Genomic DNA, 21,983 nt, shown 5'->3' on the forward strand with positions numbered 1-21,983 from the left:
AAGATGTTTTAGAATCAACAAACTACAGCATCCTTGACGCGTTGCTCCGAATGCACGGCGCTTTAGTTGCCGCCTTCAAGGCTCTTGAGTGCTTCCCGATCCGCATGCGATACGAACTCGCATGCAAGCAAGGTCTTGCCCGGGATGGCATCACTTTCACGCGCAACGACCGAAACGATTCCCATGTCCGCCGTCGGCTGCTCGGCATCGGGCAGAACCCGCGCATAGCCCTTGGTCGACGTGCCGAGAATGCTGCTTTTTTCAGGTTCCAGCTGGTAGCGAGCCGCCAGCTCATCTGCACGCGCCCCTTCGATCAGGACGCCGACGGAGCTCCCGGCAAAGACAACCTCATGGGTCTTGAAACCGTCCTGCCCGATGTCGGACGGCAGCTTGTAAACGTAAGCCGTCAGCAACGATGTGTCGGGTTTCGCCAGCTTCTCGGCGGCGTCATAGAGTTCGGTTGCCGATTGCATCGTGTAGGGCGGCTTGCAAAGGGCACCATCGTAGAAGGCTGGGGCGTTTCCGGAGGCAAAGGCTGCAGCCGGGCTCGACAGGGTGGCAATGGCGGCTGCCGGCAGGAAAATTCTTGAAAACAAACTGATAACTCCAATTGGCCGGTGATGGAGGGCTTCCGCGTACGGGCGCTCTTCGATCGGGAGTTGCAGGCATGGTCCAACGCCGACAAGGATTCAACCGGCCATCCACCAAGATCACAACATTCCTGAGCCTTGCTGCCCTCGTTTCCACGGGTCAAACCGTCGCAGCCCAGGAGGACGCTGCCGTTGACGGCTTCGTTCGCGCGCCGCCCGAATTTGCCCATACGAACAGGCGCGAGCACTTTGTTTGGCACCGTTTCGAGCTCGCCGGCCAACGCCATGTCGTTGCCTGCCGGCGCTGCTTGCCAGCAGTCGAAATGCGACATGACGTGCGACAAAACGGGACACGCCATATTTTAACTTGATTCTTTTACTCATGTTTCAATACAAGGCCTCGCATTGATTTTATTCAATTCTCGAGGGGTCGGCATGGGGACTGCAGCAACATTCGAACTTCACAACCTGGCGAGCAAGCATCGCCGGGCACTGTTGACCGGCGTCGCCGCCCTGGCATTGGCGCTGCCGGCGCACGCCCAGGCGCAGGACAAGACCGCCCGGCGCGTCCAGGAAGAAACGCCGCTTGAGCGCATCGTCGTCACCTCGACGCGCGGCGCAAAAAAGGTCCTCGACGTGCCGCAGTCGATCTCGGTCATCACCCGCGAAGAGATCACCGATCACAATGTGCGCGACATCCAGGACCTGGTTCGCCATGAGCCCGGTGTCAGCGTCAACCGCACCACCTCGATTACCAACCCGTGGGGCCAGCTCAACAGCTTCACCATCCGCGGCATGGGCGGAAACCGCGTACTTTTGACGGTCGACGGCTCGCGTGTGCAGGAGGGCATCACCGACGGTAGCCGCGACTTCTTCGACATGAGCAATTTCAAATCCGTCGAGATCGTCCGCGGACCGAACTCGGTGCTATGGGGTGCCGATGCGCTCGGCGGTTCCGTCATGTTCCAGACGCTCGATCCCTCGGATCTTTTGACCGACCCGACCAAGCCCTGGGCCGTCGAGGTCAGGACCGGCTATGACAGCCTCGACAACAGCTGGCGCAAGCAGGTAACGGCTGCCTACGACTTCGGCGACATCGAAGTTCTCGGCAGCTACGGCCAGGTCTCGTCAAGCGAAGCGGAACTCCGCAAGGCGCGCGCTGACGGCGGCATCTGGGGTTGCTCGCGTCTCTACATCGGTTGCGACCGCCTGTTCCCCGCCGACACCGACGTGGACAACGCGCTTGCGAAGGTCGTCTGGACACCGGACGCGCAGCATACGTTCAAGCTGACCGGGGAGCTTTTCGGCCGCGACACGCGAGTGCTGCAACTCTATGACATGTCGGCCTCCGCCACCGGGATCCCATCGACGACGGCCTATGTGAACGACCCTTACGTTCGCGATCTGGAAATGAGCCGCAAGCGCATTTCGCTCGAACATGATTGGCAGGTCGGCGCAGCGTGGCTCGACAGCGTCAACTGGAACCTCTCGTGGTCACCGCAGAAGCGCGAGACCGATAGCCGGCAGCGCCGCGTCTACTCCAACCGCATCCAGCTGCATGACCAGTACCGCAACTACAGCGAAGACTTTCTTGAAGCCGATATCCAGATGAAGTCGTCCTTCGACCTGGGATCCACGCACCACACGTTGACCTACGGCTTCGACGGCGACCGCACCAAGGGTGACTACGCCGGTATCAACAGGACCTACAATTCGCTGACGGGCACAACGACCACGGCGATCAACCAGGGCTTCAGCTTCCCACGTGTCGACACCGAGCGTGCCGACTTCTACCTTGAGGACAGCATCGAGTTTCTAGACGGCCAACTGACCGTCAATCCCGGTGTTCGTCTTGCGCACTACTCGATCGATCCGACGGGTGACGCCAGCTATCCGGGCCTGCCGGGTTTCCGCCCGCAAAAGCAGGAGAATACCGAACTTCTCAAGCGGGTTGGTGCCATCTACAAATTCGACGATACCTATTCGGCCTATGCCTCTTATGGCGAGGGCTTCAAGATGCCGACGTCGGCGCAGCTCTTCCAATCCAGCGTCGACCCATTCACCGGCAGTTCGCTCGTGCCGAACCCCAACCTGAAGCCGGAATCGGTCGACAGCTACGAAATCGGCTTCCGTGGCGAACTGGATCGCGGCTATTTCACCGTGGCAACTTTCTATGCTGACTACACGAACTTCATTCGCGGCTTTCAACCCATCACCGTCACGGGTCCTGGCGGAGTCCCGGTCGTTGGTTACACCTCCAACAACGTCGAAGACGTGGCGTTGTGGGGGATCGAGTTCGGCGGCGAATACGAAGTTCTCGACTACACGACAGCATCGGCGAACATCACCTGGAGCAAGGGGCGTCAGCGCACATCTGCCGGGGCGGCGACCACCGCCTTCGATGGGGCCACGCCGCTCACCGCCGTCCTCGGCCTCAAGCATGAACTGCCCGATTACGGCCTTCAGTTCGAAGTCTTCGGTACGTTCGCAGCGGGACGCACGCAGAACAGTGATCCTGCCGACTATCTGGTTCCGGGCTACGCCGTCTTCGACGCCTATGCGAAGTGGACGCCAAGGGAAAACGTCGAGTTGACGGCCGGCATCGAGAACATCTTCGATCGCCGCTACTTCCCCAACACCCTCACTGGCTATGATCGCGTCCCCGCATCCGTCGCCACAGCCAACGTCAACCCACTCGAGCTGCAGACCGCTCCGGGCCGGGTGTTCAAGCTCGGCGCAACTGTGCGCTTCTGATCGACGAGCAAGGCATGCGCGGCAGCGGCCGCGCATGCCCCTCTTTCCCAAGGCAGGAGCGCAGCATGTTCAAGATCGCCGGCCAATTCCAGCGCCTCATCGGCCTCTGCGTCCGCTCGCCCGGCGGCAAGGTCAATCTGGCGCTGTTCCTGCTCATCACCGCGCTGACGCTCGGCAGCGTCTATGCCAGCGTGCGCCTGGTCGAATGGACCGGCGCCTTTTATTCGGCGGTCGAAAAGGTCGATGCACCTGGGGTCTTGAGGCAGATCGGCATCTTTGCCGCCATCATCGCCTTGAATTCCGCCCGACATCTGCTGGCAGAATATCTGCGCAAGATTCTCGAAATCCGCTGGCGCCGGACATTGACGGATATCGCCATCGACCGTTGGACGGCCAACAAGGCCTTCTGGCATCTGGCGCAGGCCAAGACCGACAGGATAGACAACCCGGATCAGCGTATCGCCGAGGATTGCCGGCTGTTCGTCAGTGGCATGCTCAGCGAGACCCTCGACCTCATCTCCCGCGTCGTCGGACTGGTTTCGTTCATCGCCATTCTCTGGGGCCTTTCCGACTTTCCCCTGTCGCTTGCGTTCATGGGCATCGACCTCGAAATACCGCACTACATGGTCTGGGCGGCGTTTCTCTATGTCGCGGTCAGCAGCGGGCTGACGCACCTGCTCGGCCGGCCGCTCAAGGGCCTTTTCTCCGAACAGCAACATCGCGAAGCCGACTTCCGCTATGCGATGGCCCGATGGCGTACAAGCTTTGACGAGGTTGCGCTTTCGAACGGAGAAGACGCCGAAAAACGGATATTCCGCGCCCGCTTCGACGCACTTGCGGCGAACTGGAAGAAGCTGATCATCCGCGAACTGATCCTCGGCGGCTTCACCTATCCGTTCAATCATTCCGTTCTGCGGATACCGCTCTTCGTCGCGCTGCCGGGCTATCTCGCGGGCCATGTCGCCTTTGGCGGATTGATGCAGTTGAGCACCGCCTTTTCGCAGGTCGTAACAACGCTCTCCTGGTTCATCTTTTCCTATCGCGACCTTGCCGACCTCGTCGCCACCGCTTCGCGCCTGGATAATTTCATGCAGTCGGCAGCCGCAAGCACCGGCCCTGACGCCCGCATTCACCGCTTGGGACGAAGCGATGTCTTCCATCTGAACGCCCTTTTGCTCGATACGCCCGATGGCCGCAGTCTTCTGACCATCGAGGATCTGACGATCAGCACCGGCGAGTGCGTCTGGCTGCGCGGTCCATCCGGCATCGGAAAGACCACCTTGATGAAAGCCGTTGCCGGTCTCTGGCCACATGGCACCGGCGAGATCAGGCGGCCGCAGGAAGGCTGGATGTTCCTGCCGCAGAAGCCTTACCTGCCACTTGGCACGCTGCTCGAAGCGACCGCCTATCCATCTGCGGTCGAAAGTTTCGGCGAGGAGCAGATCCGCGCTGCACTTTGCGATGTCGGACTGGAGCATCGCGTGGCCGATAACGGGGCTACCAGTCTCGAAGCGCCCGAAGGGCTGTCCGGCGGAGAGCTGCAGCGGCTGGCGATCGCCCGCCTGCTGCTACACGCGCCGCGCTGGGCGATCCTTGACGAGGCGACGAGCGCGCTCGACGCCGCGGCCGAGGCGAAACTCCTGTCACTGGTCCGGCATCGCCTGCCCCAGACCGCGTTGATCCTGATCGCCCATCGCGGGCCACAAATGTCTTTCGACGTCCGAACCATCGACCTGATGCCGATACCAGCCTTGGCCGCCGCTTAGCAGCACAACCTATCCCGTTCCCTTCCGCAACCGTGAGACAACACATGACAGATTCTGCTTCCGCAACCCGCCGCTTCGTTCTCGAAACACCTGATACGGTCGTGCGCAGACTGCCCGATATTGGCAAGCTGATGATCATCGGCAAACGCAATGGCGTCACCCACGAACGCATCGGCCCCGTCGAACATGTTGAAGATGACGGCGCCTTCCTTGTCTGTCGGGGACAGGATCATGACAGCCGCCTCGATCCGCGGCTTGTTGCGACTGTCGTCATCGACACGTCGAGCGTTATGCAGGAACAGGTCTATCCGCGGCTCGATTTCAACGGCGCCGATGGGGAACCCGTCTTCAGCATCGTCGGCTTCGGCGGCCTCGAACCGTTCGAGACAGCCCTTGCCGGTCTTGCGACCGAGGTCGACCCGGTTGAACGGCCAAAGGCAGAAAGAACCGAACGAGCCGACGTCGCCACGGATGATCCAGGCCTCGTGCCGCTCAATGCGGCACTCGCTTCAGCCGAGACCATCGTCATCGCCTTCGATCAGCCCGGCTTCTCGCAGCGCTGGAGTGGCGTCGTCCCGAAAGTGAGCCCCGCCATGGGCTTCATCAATGTGATGACATCGGACTTCCATCTTCATCTGCTCGGCGGCACCGTCTCACGCTGGCAGGAAGAGGCGACCGAAGACGAGGTCGTGCTTGCCGCATACGGCAAGGACGAGCGCCCCACAGGGCTCACCCTTCGCGCCAAGACCGCTGCGGCGTTTCGCCCAGCCAACTGATCGAGGATACGGCGTTGACTACAATCGAACACAAGCCAGGCACATGGATCGTGCCCTCGACCGGCGAAGAAATCCGCCACAACGACCTGATGAACCGCCTGTCCCGCAAACAGGCGGTGCTTCTCGGCGAGACGCACGACCGCTACGACATCCATCGCTGGCAGCTTCACTTCACGGCCGGCCTTTACGCCCACAATGCCAACCTTGTCGTTGGCTTCGAGATGTTTCCGCGCAGCACCCAGCCAGTCCTCGACGCGTGGGTGGCGGGAAACCTTTCCAATGCGGAATTTCTGGACAAGGTCGGCTGGCAAACCGTCTGGGGATTTCCGGCTGATCTCTACATGCCGATCTTCGATTTTTGCCGGCAGTTCAAGGTTCCGATGAAGGCGTTGAATTGCCGGCGGGCGCTGGTGACGGAAGTCGGCAAGCTCGGCTGGGAGGCGATAGCACCCGAAGACCGCGACGGTGTCACCCCGGCAAAGCCGGCGATGCCGGCCTATCGGCAGTATCTGTTCGATATCACCGGCGGCGGATCGCCGGCACGGAAAGCCACTTCGGCTGAGGACCCCGCCTTCGACCGCTTCGTGCGGGCGCAGCAGACGTGGGATCGCGCCTTTGCCTGCAACATCGCCGAGGCGCATGCTGATGGCGGCGCGCTCGTCGTCGGCATCATCGGGCGCGGCCATCTGGAATATGGTCACGGTACGCCCTACCAGCTGGCCGATCTCGGCTTCACGGACGTTGCCGTCCTTCTGCCCAGTGATCACGAGCAGATAACAGCCGAGCAGCATGACATGGCGACAGCCATGTACCGGCTGCCGCCGGTCGCGCACGCGGTGGCCAAGCGCAATCGCGACGAGGTGTAAACGCTTCCGCCGTGCCGTCGGTTTCCCTGTCGTTCAACTGTTACACCCGGATGCTACTCGCCGCCTGCAAACTCATCCGCGGTTTTCGGATGAGGCCCAAATTCAGGAGCGTGCCACCATGGTGCAAGACAAGCCGGCGACAACGAGACATTCCTTCAACCTCAAACGGCGCACAGTCCTGAGCGGCGCATTGGCCTCGCTCGTCTGCGCGCCGTTCGTCGCGCGCAGCGCGGCTGCCCAATCGAGCTCGGGTGAACTTCGCATCAGCGCATGGGCCGGTTACATTTCTCCGGAAATGCTCGCAGCCTTCGAAAAGGCGACTGGTATCAAGGCGAGCTACACGCCCTACGGCACCAACGATGAAATACTCAGCCTGATGAAGGTCAATCAGGGCGAGGGTTTCGATGTCATCTGGCCGGCGCTCGACCGTGTTCCGAACTATGTCGAAGCCTCGCTCGTTCAGCCGATCGACGAAAAGCGCGTCGAATGGGACCGTTGCATCGAAAGCGCTGTGAAGAGCTCCGAGACGCTCGGCGCCGTGGTCGAGGGAAAACGCTATCAGGTGCCGACCGACTGGGGCACGGAAGCCATCGCCTTCGATACGCAAAAGGCACCGCTCACGTACGGCACCGCCTCCTACAGCGATCTGTGGAAGCCGGAAATGGCTGGCAAGGTCACCGTCCGCGGCCATTCCGCTCTCGTCGGCCTGGCGCTGTGGCTGGAGCAGCAAGGCAAGTTGCCGAAGCCATTCCTAGAAAGCTTCAAGAATCCGGAGGCCATGCGCGCCAACTACGATGTCGTCCTTGAGGAGGCTCTCGCCCGCAAGGCCAACGTCGCGCAGTTCTGGTCGAGCCAGAACGAGGCGCAAGGCGCGTTCCGCACCAACGGCTGTATCCTCGGCCAGACATGGGATTCGACAGCTGCCGGCCTGAAGCAGGAAGGCATGCCGATCGGCTACATCGCGCCGAAGGAAGGCGCGCTCGCCTGGATGGAAGGCATTTCCCTTCCGATCGGCGCCAAGAATATCGACCAGGCTTATGCGTTCATCAACTGGATGCTGACGCCCGAGGCGGGCGCCATGTACGCCAGCCATGCCAAGGTCAACACCACTGCCAAGGGCGCAGAAGCGCTGCTTCCGGCCGATGCCAAGGCTTTCTTCGAAACAGCCTACCCGGCCGACGCACTCGACAAGTTGTGGTGGTGGCCGGTGCAGGAGAGCTGGTTCGTCGAACTGCGCACCGAGTACCAGGATCGCTTCCTCAGCGCCTGACGGTTTTCCGCCGAACAACACGTAAACCGAAGCGCGCGAGCGCGACACGCATGCGGTTGGCGGCGCTGGCCTTGAAGGCAAGCGCCGCCCGTCTCCTCATTCCCGGGAATATCTGCTGTCATGACCAATACCGTCAGCCTGCTGGACGTCGAAATGCGCTTTGCCGCCAGCCTGGCGATCCGGCGCATGTCACTCGAAGTCCGGTCGGGAGAGTTCTTTTCGATCCTCGGCCCGTCGGGCTGCGGCAAGACCACGCTGTTGCGCATGATTGCAGGCTTCCTGCAGCCAACCGCGGGCAGGATCTTCATCGACGGTCAGGACATGCGCGACATCCCGGCCAACCGCCGCTCGACCGCGATGATCTTCCAGTCTCTCGCGCTCTTTCCACTCATGCCGGTCTGGGAGAATATCGCCTTCGGTCTTGAAGTGCGCGGCATGAGCAAGGCCCGCCGACGGCAGGAAGCCGAGCGCTTGCTGGAACTCATCGCGCTGCCCGGCTATGGCGAGCGCATGCCGCACGAATTGTCGGGCGGGCAAAGACAGCGCGTCGCGATCGCCCGCGCGCTGGCGATCGAGCCCAAGGTGCTGCTTCTCGATGAGCCGCTATCAGCGCTCGACCTCAAACTCAGACAGCGGATGCGCGCCGAGCTTCGCGATCTCCAGAAACGCACTGGCGTCACCTTCATCTACATCACCCACGATCAATCGGAAGCACTGGCGATGTCCGACCGCGTCGCGGTGATGAGCGCCGGCGAGTTGCAGCAAGTGGGCGAGCCGCTTGAACTCTATACCAACCCGGCCACCGCCTTCGTCGCCGAATTCGTCGGCGAGAACAACATCATGTCCGGCACCGTCGTCGACACCTTCGGCGATTACGCGGTTCTTGAAGGTGCGCACGGTCGCTTTGTCGGACGCCGCAGTGCGAACCTTCAACCCCAGATGAAAGCGCGCCTCTATGTTCGGCCGGAATCGCTTTCTCTCAACCGCCAGGAACCCGAGAACCGTCTGACGGCGGTATCCAAGCGTTTCGATTTCGAAGGTGCTTTTGCCACCGCGCACGCGGTCGTTCCGCATGACAGCGATCCGCTCAGCGTCCAGTTGGCAATTCCCCATCAGCATCTCGGCGAGGCGCCCGACATCGGCAAGCCGTTCGTCGCCGGCTTCTCCCGGCAAGACGCGGTCGTTCTCGCCCATGAATGAGATTACCCAACGTTTCGGCAAGCATCTCGGTGGCTGCTTCATTTTGCTGGTGCTTTTCTGGCTGGCCGGTCTCGTGCTCGTTCCCAACCTGACGATGCTCGACTTCGCCCTTCGACCAAACCTGCCTGCCGCCCAGCTCGGCGGCCCGAAGGACGGCTATTTGCTCGACAATTTCCTCTACCTCTGGAACCATCCATCGCATGGCTGGATCTTCCTGAAGACCGTCTGGTCGAGCGCGCTCGTGACGGTGCTGACATTCGTCATCTGCTATCCCATCGCCTATTGGCTGGGGCAGGTTTCGACACCAAGGCAGACATCGGCCCTGCTCGTTCTTTTGACCGTGCCCTATCTGATGAACGAGGTCCTGCGCGGGCTCTCGTGGTACATCATCCTGGCCTTCGACGGTCCGCTGAATGCCGCGCTTGTCCACCTCGGACTGCTTAGCGAACCCGTCCGGTGGTATGGCGACGGCGGCGTATTGGCGGGCATGGCCTATGCCTATCTGCTGTTCATGCTCCTGCCGATCTACAACGCCGTCAGCACGCTTGATCACGCACAGATCGATGCGGCCCGCGACCTTGGCGCCGGAACAGTGCGCATCCATCGCCGGGTCGTCCTTCCCCATGCCAAGGTAGGCATCGCGACCGGCTGCGTCTTCACCTTCATGCTGGCGGCCGGAAGCTACATGGCGCCGGCGCTGCTCGGTGCACCGGGCAGCCGCTGGTTCACGCAGCTGATCTACGACTGGTTCTTCGAAAGCGGCAACTGGAACCGCGGCGCGGCCTATGGCGTCACGTTGCTGGTGCTATGCCTCATCGCCGTCCTTGGGATGCTGCGCCTTTTCCAGGTCAACCTGACGAGTGCGGTCAAATGACAAATGTGAGCACACCAGCTTCAAACCCTGTCCGGCCGGTCTCTGCAGGTCGCCTGAAAACCCGGGCGTCTCGCGTTCTCGACAGACTGCCGCGCCTCGCCTTTCGCCTCTATTTTGCGTTCTTTCTTACCTATCTGCTGCTGCCGCTGCTGATCCTGGCGGCAGCGACGTTCAACAGGAGCAGCTTTCCGACAATCGTTCCCTGGCTTGGCACGACAGACATGTGGATCGCGGCCCTGTTTCGCGATGCAGAAATGCTGAAGGCGCTCGGCAGTTCCGCCGTGATCGCGGCCGGCGTCATCGCCATCTCGCTGCCTGTCGGAACCGCCGCCGCCCTTGTGCTGACCAGCCTGCATGGCCGGGCCCGCAACATCCTCTACGCGCTGATGGTGTCCCCGTTGCTCACACCTGGCGTCGTCATCGGCATCGCCACGCTCTTGTTCTGGCGCAAGGTCGGCATCGGCGGCGGCGTTGCGCTCAGCATTCTTGCCCAATCGAGCTTCATCATCTCGTTCGTCATGTTGATGGTCGCAGCGCGGCTGCAGCGCTTCGACAGAACGATGGAAGACGCGGCCCTCGGCTTGGGCGCCTCCCGCATCTACGTGTTTCGCCGGATCCTGCTGCCGTTCCTGCGTCCGGCGCTGGTAGGCGCGTGCTTCATCGCCTTCCTTCAGTCCTTCGAGAATTACAACACCACGCTCTTTGTTCGCGGCACCGAAACGCCGCTGACGATCTTCATCGCGTCGAAAGTGAGAGCGGGCCTGACGCCGGTCGTGAATGCACTCGGCCTCGTGATGATGATCACCACGCTTGCTGGCGCGATTGCATGGGAGGTCATTCGGCGTCGCAAGCGCATTGCGGCAGGACCGGCAACGTAAACGCATCGCCTCCCTTCCCGGGCGGCGGCGCGCCGTGACAGCTCGAAGGCGGAAGGGCGGCCAAGACACTCAATCAGACACAATGGAGAATAGCCCTTGAAACACGGTGCTTTCGGTGTTGGCATCTCGGCGAAAAACCGGGCCGGCGACCTCACGACCCTCGGTGAAGAGTTGGATATGATCGAGGCGCTGGGCGTCGATCTCATCGAACTGCCGACCTTCGACTACGACCTCGTAATCGGTGGGAGGGTCAGGGCGCCCCAGCTTTTCGCCTTGAAGACGGCCTGCGCGGGCCGCGCCGTTGCCTATTCGGTACACGGTCCGTTGGCGATCAACCTCATGGACGGACCGACAAATACGCCGCGCCATATCGAGGTGCTGGAAGCGTCGCTCGATGTCGCCGCCGCCGTCGGCGCTGTTCACTATGTCCTGCATTCCGGCCTGACCCATGAGACCCAGGCGGCGAAAATCGAAGATGCCTATGCCCGCCAGCGCGAACTGCTCGCCGAGGCAGGCGAGCTTGCCCGGGCGCGCAACCTGATCATCTGCGTCGAGACCCTGTTCGAGTATGACGGCTGGAAGCATGCCTCGAGCCCCAAGCGGCTGGCGCAGGAGATCGCGATCGTCGACCATCCTCACATCATGGCGACAATCGATTTCAGCCACAGCTACATCAAACTGGATGCCGACGGACGCAGGGAAAGCTTCGTGGAGGAGATTGCAGCGCTGGCGCCTGTCGCACGCCATCTGCACGTTCATGACAGTTTCGGCCGCCAGGACGATCTCTGGGCCTATACCCAAAGCGAACGCCTGGCGTACGGAAACGGTGACCTGCATCTGCCGGTCGGATGGGGTGACATTCCCTGGACGCAGCTCCTTGAGGCGTGCGAGTTCCCTGAAGGCGTTGTCTTCAACATCGAACTCGACCCCCGTTACTGGTATGCCGCCCGGGAATGCGTCGACATCACACGAGGACTTGCCGGAAAAGCCCGGATCGCAGGGCAACAGGACCGAAGCAAGGTCGCGTAACGAGGGGTAAACGTGGAGGAGGTGCAGCACAACGCATGGCTGATGTGTTGCGTTGCACCGAACCGGTCCACTGCCGCCGCTTGGCCGCGGCATGTGCGACAGTTCGAACGTGGCAAAAGACTGAGCGGACAACCCGCTCGGAGGCCGTCACGGCTTGCCCGGATTGCTCAAATGCCGCTGCGCCATCAGCGCCGCTTCAACGCGGTTCTTCGTTCCGAGCTTCACCAGCAGCCGGCTGACATGGAACTTGACGGTCTTGATCTGGACACCCATTTCCTCGGCAATCGCGCGATTGGTGTAGCCGCGACCGAGCAGGCGGAAGACGATCTCTTCCTTGGGCGAAAGCGCATCGATCAGCTTGCCGGCCTTGTGCTCCTCCGTCCTGTTGCGGATAACGCCGAAAAGCCGCATGCCGAGATTGGGCGACATATAGGACCGCCCCTCGGCAACCGCGACGATGGCCGCAACCAGCTCCGGTGCGGGCGTGCCCTTCAAGACGTAGCCGGCGGCTCCGGCGTCAAGCGCCTCGAGCACATCGTCGTCTTCCTCCGAGACGGTCAGCATCACGACCTTGGTGTCGGGCCACCGGCTGGTGATATCGCGCGCGGCCTCGATGCCGTTGCCCGGCATGGAGATGTCGAGCAAGGCGACATTGGGCGACAAGCGCTCGACAAGACCGAGCGCTTCCGCCTTCGTGCCGCCCTCGCCGATCACCGAGAGACCTTCCTCCAACCGGAGCGCCTGCAGCACACCCATACGAAACAGGGAATGGTCGTCGACGACGATGACCGAGGTCGTTTCACTCATCAAGCATTCCCCCTCCAAGATCGAGCGTCATGGTCAACACCGCGCCTGCCGGCCGCGGTTCGAACTCCAGCGTGCCGCCGAGGCTTTCGACCCGTTGGCGCAGGCCATGAATGCCAAGCCCACCGTCGCCAGTCCCTTGTGGAGCAGGTTCGCCCGGGCGCCTTCCGCCGTCTCGCACGCTCAGCTTCAAGATCGCACCATCGATGTGGCAGGTCACCCGTTGATCGTTGCCGGAGGCATGGCGGTGGGCGTTGTTGAGCCCCTCCTGGACGAAGCGATAGGCGCAGGTCTTGATGACGGTCGGAAGGGCGATGCGGGCGCCAGACGTCTCGACGAGAACGGTGGTAGCCGTGCGCGCTTCGTGCAGCTTGACGGCGCGCGCGACGACCTGCTCCAGATTGAGCCTGTCGATGTCGGGCAAAAGCAGCGAGCGGGCGATCATGCGGATTTCGTGCAGTGCCTCTTCCAGGGTCCGGCCGATCGCTTCCAGAGAATGCTCCCGCTCTCCCTTGGTCTTGGCGCGGCGCGCCGGTTCGATCTGCAGGACGGCAAAGCCGATGAGCTGTGCCGGCCCGTCGTGAAGATCGGCGCCGATGCCGCGGGTCAGCTTCTCGTTGAAATCCGTCAATCGCAAGGAGGCCAGGCGGGCGCGGTCGCGCAGCATACGGATTTCTTCCGACACCCGCTCTGCCTCGTCGGCGCGCTGCTGAAGTTTCCGGCGTTGTCGCTCGATCGTTGCACTGCCGCGATGCACGATGCCGAACAGGCCAAGCATGATCAGGGCGGAGGCACCTGCGACGATGATCCAGCTGCTAAGCCGCACCTCGAAGATTTCCCGGTGCAGAAGCTCGGTGTCCTCGTGCACCTCGGCAACCGCGACGATCGCCGCGCTGTCGGCACGACGCACCGGACTGTAGATTTCCAAATAGCGCATGCTGAAATTGCGAAGCGTGTGCTCGTCGGCGCCCAGGTCCGCATACTCGGAGGCAACCTCGCCGCCTAAGGCCCGCACGAGCCCCGCCGGCGGATTGAAGCGGCGACCGATCAGCTGCCGGGTTGTGGAATAGGCCACCGTGCCGTCCGGGCGCCAGAGCTCGAAATAGGGAAAGCTGCTGCGGAATTGCTCGTCGGCGAAGAGGTGGTCGAGTTTCACGATCGTCGCCGGTGACAGTTCCTTTGCCTGGTCCAACTCCTGGGCCATCGGCTCCAGGATGCTCTGCATGAAAAGTGCTGTCGATGCCGCCCGATCGTGGGCGGCGTTCTTGGAAACCTCTTCGGAAATCAAATAGCCGGCGACCGCGGCGGCAACAAGGATAAGCACGCTGCTCGCCAGCAGAAACTGGACAGACAAGGTCTGTCGGCGGAACCAGGCGCCTGGCAACGACCACCGCCCGCCCGCAACCGGATCAAGGTGCCGCTGCTGTGCCGGAGTATTGCCCGCCATGCCACCCAGAAGATCAGTCAAACTGCGCCGCTCCCTCCTTCGGGTCGTGCGCGAAGTCGAAATTGTCCGCGCACGAAAATCAAGACGCTGCCTTGCTGGATGATGATCGCAGTATTTTCATAAATTGAAAGAGCGTCGGCGAACAACATCTTAGGGTTGGACTATATCTGGACCTAAGTCCAGTATCCCTTGCGGTCCTATTCTACCTGCCGCGCCGACAGTGGTCGGACTGCCGGTGCGACATTCGTCGGCAATTTCGCCCGACTTTGCGACGTTTCTTTCTTCGCCGTTTCCTCCGAACATCTGAGCATCAACACGAAGGTCCTGATCAAGAGATCGGACAAGAAGACGATTTGCAGCCGACGGGCGCAGGCGACGCCTGCCCGCCGGGCGGTGAAACTTTGGCAAAAACCGGCGGGCGCGGCTGCGTTACGGCCGACGGAGGGGAAAATGGTACAGCTTAACCGAAACGACCTCGACTTCATCCTGAAGCAGATCAAGATCGCTGAGGCGCACACGGCCGCCATCGAAGGCGGCGCCGACCCCCGGACAGCGCTCGAGCAGCTGGTATCAAGCCCGCTGCTTCCCTACGGCCTGCGCACCGTTGACGGCTCGTACAACAACTTCCAGCCGAACATGACGCATTTTGGTTCTTCGGACCAGGTGATGGCCCGGCTGCTGACACCAAATTATGCGGCCGCAGAAACCAACATCCGCAACGGCCTGCCAACCAGCTACGCAGATCTCAGCGGTTCGGTCTACGACAGCCAGCCGCGCATGATATCCAACATCGTGGCCGACCAGTCCCTGAACAATCCGGCCGCCATTTCCGGCGCACTTGCCTCCGTCGGCATCACCGGCTCGCAGGCACTGCAGATCATTGGCGAGGTGATGCAGTTGCAGGCGGTGGCCCGGGCCGCGCATGCAGCCGTCGCCGACGCTGCGGCAGACGCTGACGCCGCCGTGGCTGCTGCCAACGTTATCGTCGCGAGCGCGCAAACCGCGCAGGCCATAGCACAGTCCGCCTTCGATACGGCAGCGGCCGGGCAGGCAGTCGCCGCACAGGGCCTCGGCGCCGCCAACGCGACGCTGGCGTCAGCCGTCGCAGCACGCGATGGACATGCCTCCGTCGTCACCGCCGCCCAATCCGCCGTCGCCGCCGCGCTCGTCGCCAGCCAGTCCGCTGCAGCTGCGGCCGCCGCCGCGGAAGCGTCCAAGAACATTGCGTTTGCCAATCTGGGCCTCGCCCAGCAGGCCGAAGCCAATGCGCTCGCCGCCTTCCAGAATGACCCGAGTCCTGCCAATGCCGCAGCCTATGCGGCGGCTGTCGATGCCCGTGAAGAAGCACAGATCATTCATGCCCAGGCCGTCGAGGATCATGAGGATGCGGTTGCTGTCCTTGGATCGGCCCAGTCGGCACATGCCGCGACGATCTCCGTCCTCCAGGACGCCATCGCCGAGCAGCAAGTGCTGTCCAACGCAGTCAACGTGGCCCAGGCGGAGGCTGCAGATGCGGCAACCGCTCTTGCCAATGCCGACGCAAGCCTGAGCGCTGCCACCAACGACCTCGCCCAGGCAAACGACGCCCTTGCCGACGCGATCGAGGCGCGCGATGCCATTCCGACTGACGGCGCCGCAACGGCAGCTGCCGTCGCTGCCGCAGCGGCCGCCGATGCTGCCGTGATTGCCGAAGTCACGTCACACGGCGTGACGATGGACGGCGACAACGTCTTCATCAAGAACATTGCCGCCGACCTTGGCGACACCGCCTCCTTTAACGGGTTCATGACGATTTTCGGCCAGTTCTTCGACCACGGCCTCGACCTCACCGCCAAGGGTGGCAGCGGCAACGTCATCATTCCGCTGCAGCCCGATGACCCGCTCTACGTGCCGGGCAGCCAGACCAACTTCATGGTTCTCACCCGCGCGACCAACGACGCCGTACATGCCGGGCCTGACGGCCAGGTCGGGACGTCCGACGACATCCGTGATCATCGCAACGAAACCACGCCCTGGATCGACCTCAACCAGGTCTATACCTCGAACCCGTCGCACCAGGTGTTCCTGCGCGAATATGTGATGGTCGGCGGCAAGCCGATGGCAACCGGCCAGATGCTCGAGGGCGCCAACGGCGGACCACCGACCTGGGCCGACATCAAGGCCCAGGCGCGCGAGCTGCTCGGCATCGAGCTCAGCGATCTCAACGTCCATAGCGTGCCGCTTCTGGTCACCGACCTCTATGGCGAGTTCGTGCGCGGCGCCAACGGCCTGCCGCTGATGGTGACGGCGACGGGACCCGTCGAAGGCAATCTCGCAGCGCCGCTCAATGCGCTGACCAGCCTCAGCGCCGGCCGGGCCTTCCTCAACGACATCGCCCACAACGCGGTGCCGAGCGCGCCGATCGACCATGACCGCAACCCGGCGACAGCACCCGTGGCGGTGCTGCCGGATGCCGACAATGTGACCGGCAACCCCATCACCCCGAACCAGTTCGGCTTCAACCTAACTTACGATGACGAGCTGCTGAACGCGCATTTCATCGTCGGCGACGGCCGCGGCAACGAGAACATCGCGCTGACCGCGACGCACTCGATCTTCCACAGCGAGCACAACCGCCAGGTCGACGCCATCAAGGCGACGGTGTTGGCCGAAGGCGATCTGGCGCTGCTCAACGAATGGCTCCTGGTCGATGTTACAAGCCTGCCCACCGACCTTTCTGGCTTGATCTGGGACGGTGAGCGCCTCTTCCAGGCGGCCCGCTTCTCCACCGAAATGGTCTACCAGCACCTGGTCTTCGAAGAGTTCGTCCGCGCCGTTGCCCCGCAGATCGATCCGTTCGTGTTCTCGCATTCGGTCGAGATCGACGCGGTGATCTATGAGGAATTTGCCCAGGTCGTCTATCGCTTCGGTCACTCGATGCTCGCCGAGAACGTCGAAATGCTGAAGCTCAGCAACAACGCGGCAACCCCTGAAGAAGTCGGCCTGATCGATGCGTTCCTGAACCCGGTGATCTTCAACAGCGCGGGTGTGGATGCTCATGCGGCGTCCGGCGCCATCCTGCGCGGCATGACCCGTCAGGTCGGCAACGAAATCGACGAATTCATGACCAGCGCGCTGCGCAACAACCTCGTGGGCCTGCCGCTGGATCTGGCGGCACTCAACATGGCGCGCGCCCGGGAAACCGGCGTGCCCTCACTCAACGAGGCCCGGCGGCAGATCTACGAGCAGACGAACGACACCTACCTCAAGCCCTATACGAGCTGGGCCGACTTCGCCCAGCATATCAAGAACCCGCTCTCGGTCGTCAACTTCATTGCCGCCTATGGCACGCATGATGCGATCATCGGCGCTACGACCGCGGAAGCCAAGCGCGACGCCGCCTGGGATCTGGTCTTCGGCGTTGCCGGGGAGACAGCCGCCGAGCGTCAGGCGCGCCTTGATTATCTCAATTCAACTGGCAGCTGGGCGAACACGGAGACAGGCCTCAACAAGGTCGATTTCTGGATCGGGGGTCTTGCCGAAGCGCTGATGCCGTTCGGCGGCATGCTCGGCTCCACCTTCACCTACGTTTTCGAGCTGCAAATCCAGAACCTGCAGAACGGCGACCGTTTCTACTACCTGAGCCGCACACAGGGTCAGAACCTGCTGAACGAACTGGAAAGCGACAGCTTCGCCGACCTGATCCGCCGCAACACCGACACCGAAGAAACCGGCCTGCATATCAACGGGGCCGCGTTCCAGACAGCCGACTACATCATCGCGATGGACCAGTCCAAGCAGTACAACCAGGGGATCGGCAGTGCCGACCCGACCGGCGAAGCCGACGTCATCTCTGCTATCACGGGCACAACCTCGCTCGTCGTGCGTGCGGCCAACTATCTCCGGTTTACCGGTGACCAGCACGTGGTCCTCGGCGGGACCAATGCCGGCGAAACACTGATCGGCGGCTCCGGCGACGACACCATCTGGGGCGAAGGCGGCGACGACCGTATCGAGGGCGGCTTCGGCGTCGATCACCTGCATGGCGGCGATGGCGATGACATCATCACCGACAGCGGGACCGATATCGGCGCGGCCGACGTGATCAAGGGCGAGGGCGGCGACGACATCATCAATGGCGGCATGGGCCTAGACCTCGTCTTCGGCGGCGACGGCAACGACGTTCTGGCCGGTGGCGAAGACCAGAAGACGCTGTCGGGCGGTGAAGGCAACGATTTCATCCGGGCGCCCACCGGCGGTGGGGTCATCCTCGGCAACGAGGGCGACGACTGGATGGAAGCCCAGGGCAACATGACGACGCTCACCGGCGACAACTCCGAACTGTTCTTCAATTCGCGCATCATCGGCCACGACGTGATGATCGCCGGCGAAAACGACACCGACTTCGACGGTGAATCCGGCGACGACATCATGGTGCAGGGCATCGGCATCAACCGCTCGAACGGCATGGCCGGCTTCGACTGGACGTCGTTCCAGAACAACGACTATGGCGCCGATGCCAACATGAACATCAGCATCTTCGTCAATCAGCAAAACAACATCGTCCGGGACCGCTACGACCTGGTCGAAGGCCTGTCGGGCTGGGATCACAACGACCGGCTCACCGGCCGCGACGTGGTGATCGGTGGTTATGATCCGAACGGCAATGCGGCACAGGTCGAGCCCGATGCGCCGATCGAAAGCTTCTCCAACGCGCTTCTCGAGAAGAACGTCGACCGGATTGCCGGCCTGCGCGACCTCGTCGCTCACCTGCAACGCTTCGAGATCTACAATCCGCACAACCTCGATGCCAACGGCAACCCGATCAATCCGGCAGGCGAGATGCTGCTTGGCGTCATGGATACATCCGACGGCTCTGATATCATCCTGGGTGGCGGCGGTTCCGACATCATCCGCGGCATGGGCGGCAACGACATCATCGACGGCGACAAGTGGTTGAACGTGCGCATCCTGGTATCGCCGGATCTGTCCCGCGGCCAGATCTGGACACCGTTTAGCATCGACTCGATCGCCGACATCCAGGCGCGGCTGTTCTCCGGCGAGATCAAGCCGAAGCAGTTGCAGGTGGTCCGGGAAATTCTCGACGGCGGCAATGAAGGCGATGTCGACACCGCCGTCTACTACGACGATTTCGCGAATTACGAGATCACGTACAACGACGACGGCAGCGTCACCGTCTCGCATATCAACCCAACGGTCGGCATCATCGACCCCGAAACCGGCAGGAACCTCGAAGCCGAGGGCACGGACCGGCTCTTCAACATCGAACGCATCCAGTTCGCCGACCGGGTCCTCGACCTTCGTTTGCCGACCGTGGACCTGCATGCCTTCGAAACCCAGAACTATCGCGATCAGTTCGCAACGGCCAGCTACGCCAATTCCAACGGATCCATCCCCTGGACCACCGGTTGGACCGAAGCGAACGACCGGGCAGGCAATGAGGCAACCACGGGCGAGATCCGCATCAGTGCCGGCCAATTGGAATTCCGGCAGGATACAGGGGTCGGCTCTACACCCGCCGGCGCATCGATCACTCGCAGCGTCGACCTGTCGACCGTTGGCAACGGCACCGCGACGCTGAGCTTCAGCTATCAGGAGGCCAACCTCGACAACGGCGAAACGCTGCAGGTGCAGTATTCGACTGACGGCCAGAACTTCACCACGCTGCAGACGCTCAACAGCACCTCCAACAACGGCACGGCGAGCCTGACACTGACGGGGCCGTTCACCGCCACCGCCGCAATCCGTTTCCTCTTCAGCGGCGTCGACGCCGGCAACGAAACCGTGCGTATCGACAATGTCAACGTCCAGTTCACCCGCCCGATCGACGATGGATCGACGGGCTGGACCAGCACCTTCGTCGAGGATCAGGCCGCAGTCGGCATCTCGAGCCTCGCCGGAATTGCGAGCAACGAGCAGATCGTCTCCGCAAGGGTCGTCCTGACCAACGCTGCCGCCGGAGACGTCCTGACGGCCACGACCGGCAATGGCCGCCCGGCCGGCATCTCGGTCCAGCAGACAGCCGCCAATGGCCAGATCGTCCTGCAGTTTTCGGGTACGGGAACGGCTGCGGATTTCCAGAGAGCGCTTGATGCCGTCCGCTTCGAAAACACCTCTGATAACCCCAACACGACGCCCCGTTCCATCGCGGTGACGGTCAATGACGGTATTCGCAACAGCGCGGTCGCAACCGCCACTGTCAATGTCACCGCGGTTCAGGATCCGACGGTCGCCAACGATGACAGCATCGTCACGAACGTGGCGCGTGGCACGGCGATCATCATTCCGGAATGGGCATTCCTCTATAACGACACCGATCCGGACAGCGCGCTGGACGTGACGGCCGTATCCGCTGCCAACGGGCTGACGGGTGTCAGCCTCACCACCAATCCCGGCTCGGTAACGCTCACCGATCCGACCAACGGCACGGCCGGCGGACTGTTCACCTACACGGCGACAGGGAGCAACGCGGACAACGCCAATGTCGCGCTCACCTACGACACGGCGGGACCGATCACCGGCGGCAACGGCAGCCAGATCCTGGTGGGCAGCGACGCGGCCAACTCCTTCAACGCCGGTGCCGGCAATGACGTCATCCTCGCTGGCGGCGGCGACGACGTCATCGACCAAACGAGCAACGAAGGCCGTGACATCGTCGATGGCGGAACCGGCAGTGACACCTACCGCCTGTCGGGCGTCCAGGGGGCAGAGCAGTTCCGCATCTATGCGGTCACCAACGGCCAGAATGGTGGACTTGCGGCAAGTCTCAACACCGCGTTCCTCGCCTCGACAGAAATCGTCATCACCCGCACAGTGGCGGGCGTCGAGACCGTTGTGGCCGAACTCGACAACATCGAGGAAATCGTCATCGGCAATCTGAACGTGACCGCCAACAACGGCAATGGCACGCCGGACGGCGGCGCCAGCGGCACGGATACCATCCAGGTCATCGGCAATTTCGACAGCACCAGCCTCAACTACTCGACCATTACCATTGAAGGCTCGAGCGGCGATGACATCGTCGACATTTCCAGCCTCACCTCGGCACATCGCATCGTCTTCCGCTCGAACGGTGGGCGGGACACCATCGTCGGCACGCTTCGTCCGCAGGATGTCGTCGAGATCCCGGCAGGTGCCGATCCTGCAAGCTATCTGGCGACCGACAACGGCAATGGCACGACGACGCTTGCGAGCGGCCAGCACACCATCACCTTCCACGGTGCTGCGCCGACCCTGGTTCCTGTCAACGACGATGACGATGACGCCGGCTCCGACCCGGACGACAATGATGATGATGGGGACGACGACACCTGCGGCTTTGGCGATGGCAGTGGGTCTGGCGATGGGGACGGTGGCGAGACGCCGTTGCCGGTTGCGGCGCGCACGCTGATCGGCACGTCTGCGGCGGATGTTCTGCTCGGTGGTGCTGTTGCCGACGTGCTTCTGGGCGGCGGCGGCAGCGACATCCTGTCGGGGGATGCCGGCAGCGACGTGCTGCGCGGCGAGGACGGCGCGCTCGACCGCAACACCGGACAACCCTTCTATCTCGCAACCGTCGAGATCACCGAACCGCTCGACAAGCTCGGCGGCCGCAAGCTCATGCCCGGAATGCCCGTCGAAGTGTTCGTCCAGACCGATGAGAGAACCGCGATCTCCTACCTCACAAAACCATTCTCCGACCAGATGCTCAGAGCCTTCCGCGAGGAATGACGGGAGATGATGAAGCGCC

General features: G+C 62.4%; 13 protein-coding genes. 10 read left to right on the top strand and 3 right to left on the bottom strand.

Translation table 11 applies throughout. The features are described from left to right. Positions 1-62 precede the first annotated feature (62 nt). Positions 63-596, bottom strand: a complete 534-nt coding sequence (locus tag LPJGGPFB_RS17030) for a hypothetical protein (protein ID WP_210264513.1) — start codon at positions 594-596, stop codon at positions 63-65. Positions 597-1,025: 429 nt separating this feature from the next. Here LPJGGPFB_RS17030 and LPJGGPFB_RS17035 point away from each other — a divergent pair, with 429 nt between their 5' ends. The 9 genes from LPJGGPFB_RS17035 to LPJGGPFB_RS17075 all read left to right on the top strand — a co-directional run bounded on the left by LPJGGPFB_RS17035 (position 1,026) and on the right by LPJGGPFB_RS17075 (position 12,003). After that, positions 1,026-3,344 carry a TonB-dependent hemoglobin/transferrin/lactoferrin family receptor gene (locus LPJGGPFB_RS17035; protein ID WP_173421151.1) on the top strand — a complete coding sequence of 773 codons (2,319 nt, stop codon included), beginning with the start codon at positions 1,026-1,028 and terminating at the stop codon, positions 3,342-3,344. Positions 3,345-3,409: 65 nt separating this feature from the next. Next, the gene (locus LPJGGPFB_RS17040) at positions 3,410-5,110 is read left to right on the top strand and encodes an ABC transporter ATP-binding protein/permease (RefSeq protein WP_173421152.1); all 1,701 of its coding nucleotides are present in this window, start codon (positions 3,410-3,412) and stop codon (positions 5,108-5,110) included. A gap of 44 nt (positions 5,111-5,154) precedes the next feature. After that, complete coding sequence (locus LPJGGPFB_RS17045) at positions 5,155-5,886, top strand: hypothetical protein (protein WP_173421153.1); 732 nt, start codon at positions 5,155-5,157, stop codon at positions 5,884-5,886. 14 nt (positions 5,887-5,900) lie between these two features. Beyond that, positions 5,901-6,752, top strand: a complete 852-nt coding sequence (locus LPJGGPFB_RS17050) for a ChaN family lipoprotein (RefSeq protein ID WP_234902919.1) — start codon at positions 5,901-5,903, stop codon at positions 6,750-6,752. 118 nt (positions 6,753-6,870) lie between these two features. Beyond that, positions 6,871-8,022: an extracellular solute-binding protein gene (locus tag LPJGGPFB_RS17055; RefSeq protein WP_173421154.1), complete on the top strand. Its 1,152-nt coding sequence runs from the start codon at positions 6,871-6,873 to the stop codon at positions 8,020-8,022. 120 nt (positions 8,023-8,142) lie between these two features. Continuing rightward, positions 8,143-9,222, top strand: coding sequence for an ABC transporter ATP-binding protein (locus LPJGGPFB_RS17060; protein ID WP_173421155.1), 1,080 nt, complete (start codon positions 8,143-8,145; stop codon positions 9,220-9,222). Further along, positions 9,215-10,096: an ABC transporter permease gene (locus LPJGGPFB_RS17065; RefSeq protein WP_173421156.1), complete on the top strand. Its 882-nt coding sequence runs from the start codon at positions 9,215-9,217 to the stop codon at positions 10,094-10,096. The genes LPJGGPFB_RS17060 and LPJGGPFB_RS17065 overlap by 8 nt, the downstream gene beginning before the upstream one ends. Continuing rightward, entirely contained in the window at positions 10,093-10,974 is an 882-nt protein-coding gene (locus LPJGGPFB_RS17070) for an ABC transporter permease (protein WP_173421157.1), read from the top strand. The genes LPJGGPFB_RS17065 and LPJGGPFB_RS17070 overlap by 4 nt, the downstream gene beginning before the upstream one ends. Positions 10,975-11,070: 96 nt before the next feature. Next, positions 11,071-12,003, top strand: a complete 933-nt coding sequence (locus LPJGGPFB_RS17075) for a sugar phosphate isomerase/epimerase family protein (RefSeq protein ID WP_173421158.1) — start codon at positions 11,071-11,073, stop codon at positions 12,001-12,003. A gap of 147 nt (positions 12,004-12,150) precedes the next feature. Here the strand turns inward: LPJGGPFB_RS17075 and LPJGGPFB_RS17080 are convergent, their stop codons facing one another. Further along, the gene (locus tag LPJGGPFB_RS17080) at positions 12,151-12,810 is read right to left on the bottom strand and encodes a response regulator (RefSeq protein WP_173421159.1); all 660 of its coding nucleotides are present in this window, start codon (positions 12,808-12,810) and stop codon (positions 12,151-12,153) included. After that, positions 12,803-14,275, bottom strand: a complete 1,473-nt coding sequence (locus tag LPJGGPFB_RS17085; protein ID WP_173421160.1) for a sensor histidine kinase — start codon at positions 14,273-14,275, stop codon at positions 12,803-12,805. Before LPJGGPFB_RS17085 ends, LPJGGPFB_RS17080 begins: the two co-directional genes overlap by 8 nt. Positions 14,276-14,704: 429 nt before the next feature. On the opposite strand from LPJGGPFB_RS17085, the gene LPJGGPFB_RS17090 reads away from it, so the two are divergent. Then, positions 14,705-21,964, top strand: a complete 7,260-nt coding sequence (locus LPJGGPFB_RS17090; protein ID WP_173421161.1) for a peroxidase family protein — start codon at positions 14,705-14,707, stop codon at positions 21,962-21,964. Positions 21,965-21,983 lie beyond the last annotated feature (19 nt).

Origin of the sequence: Ensifer adhaerens, assembly GCF_013283195.1 — a bacterium.
GTDB classification, from domain to species: domain Bacteria; phylum Pseudomonadota; class Alphaproteobacteria; order Rhizobiales; family Rhizobiaceae; genus Ensifer; species Ensifer adhaerens_G.

What these genes read in the sequence shown, in the direction of transcription:
- LPJGGPFB_RS17035 (WP_173421151.1), top strand. Translation starts at nt 1,026, where the DNA reads ATGGGGACTGCAGCAACATTCGAACTTCACAACCTGGCGAGCAAGCAT.
- LPJGGPFB_RS17040 (WP_173421152.1), top strand. Translation starts at nt 3,410, where the DNA reads ATGTTCAAGATCGCCGGCCAATTCCAGCGCCTCATCGGCCTCTGCGTC.
- LPJGGPFB_RS17045 (WP_173421153.1), top strand. Translation starts at nt 5,155, where the DNA reads ATGACAGATTCTGCTTCCGCAACCCGCCGCTTCGTTCTCGAAACACCT.
- LPJGGPFB_RS17055 (WP_173421154.1), top strand. Translation starts at nt 6,871, where the DNA reads ATGGTGCAAGACAAGCCGGCGACAACGAGACATTCCTTCAACCTCAAA.
- LPJGGPFB_RS17060 (WP_173421155.1), top strand. Translation starts at nt 8,143, where the DNA reads ATGACCAATACCGTCAGCCTGCTGGACGTCGAAATGCGCTTTGCCGCC.
- LPJGGPFB_RS17065 (WP_173421156.1), top strand. Translation starts at nt 9,215, where the DNA reads ATGAATGAGATTACCCAACGTTTCGGCAAGCATCTCGGTGGCTGCTTC.
- LPJGGPFB_RS17070 (WP_173421157.1), top strand. Translation starts at nt 10,093, where the DNA reads ATGACAAATGTGAGCACACCAGCTTCAAACCCTGTCCGGCCGGTCTCT.
- LPJGGPFB_RS17080 (WP_173421159.1), bottom strand. Translation starts at nt 12,810, where the DNA reads ATGAGTGAAACGACCTCGGTCATCGTCGTCGACGACCATTCCCTGTTT.
- LPJGGPFB_RS17090 (WP_173421161.1), top strand. Translation starts at nt 14,705, where the DNA reads ATGGTACAGCTTAACCGAAACGACCTCGACTTCATCCTGAAGCAGATC.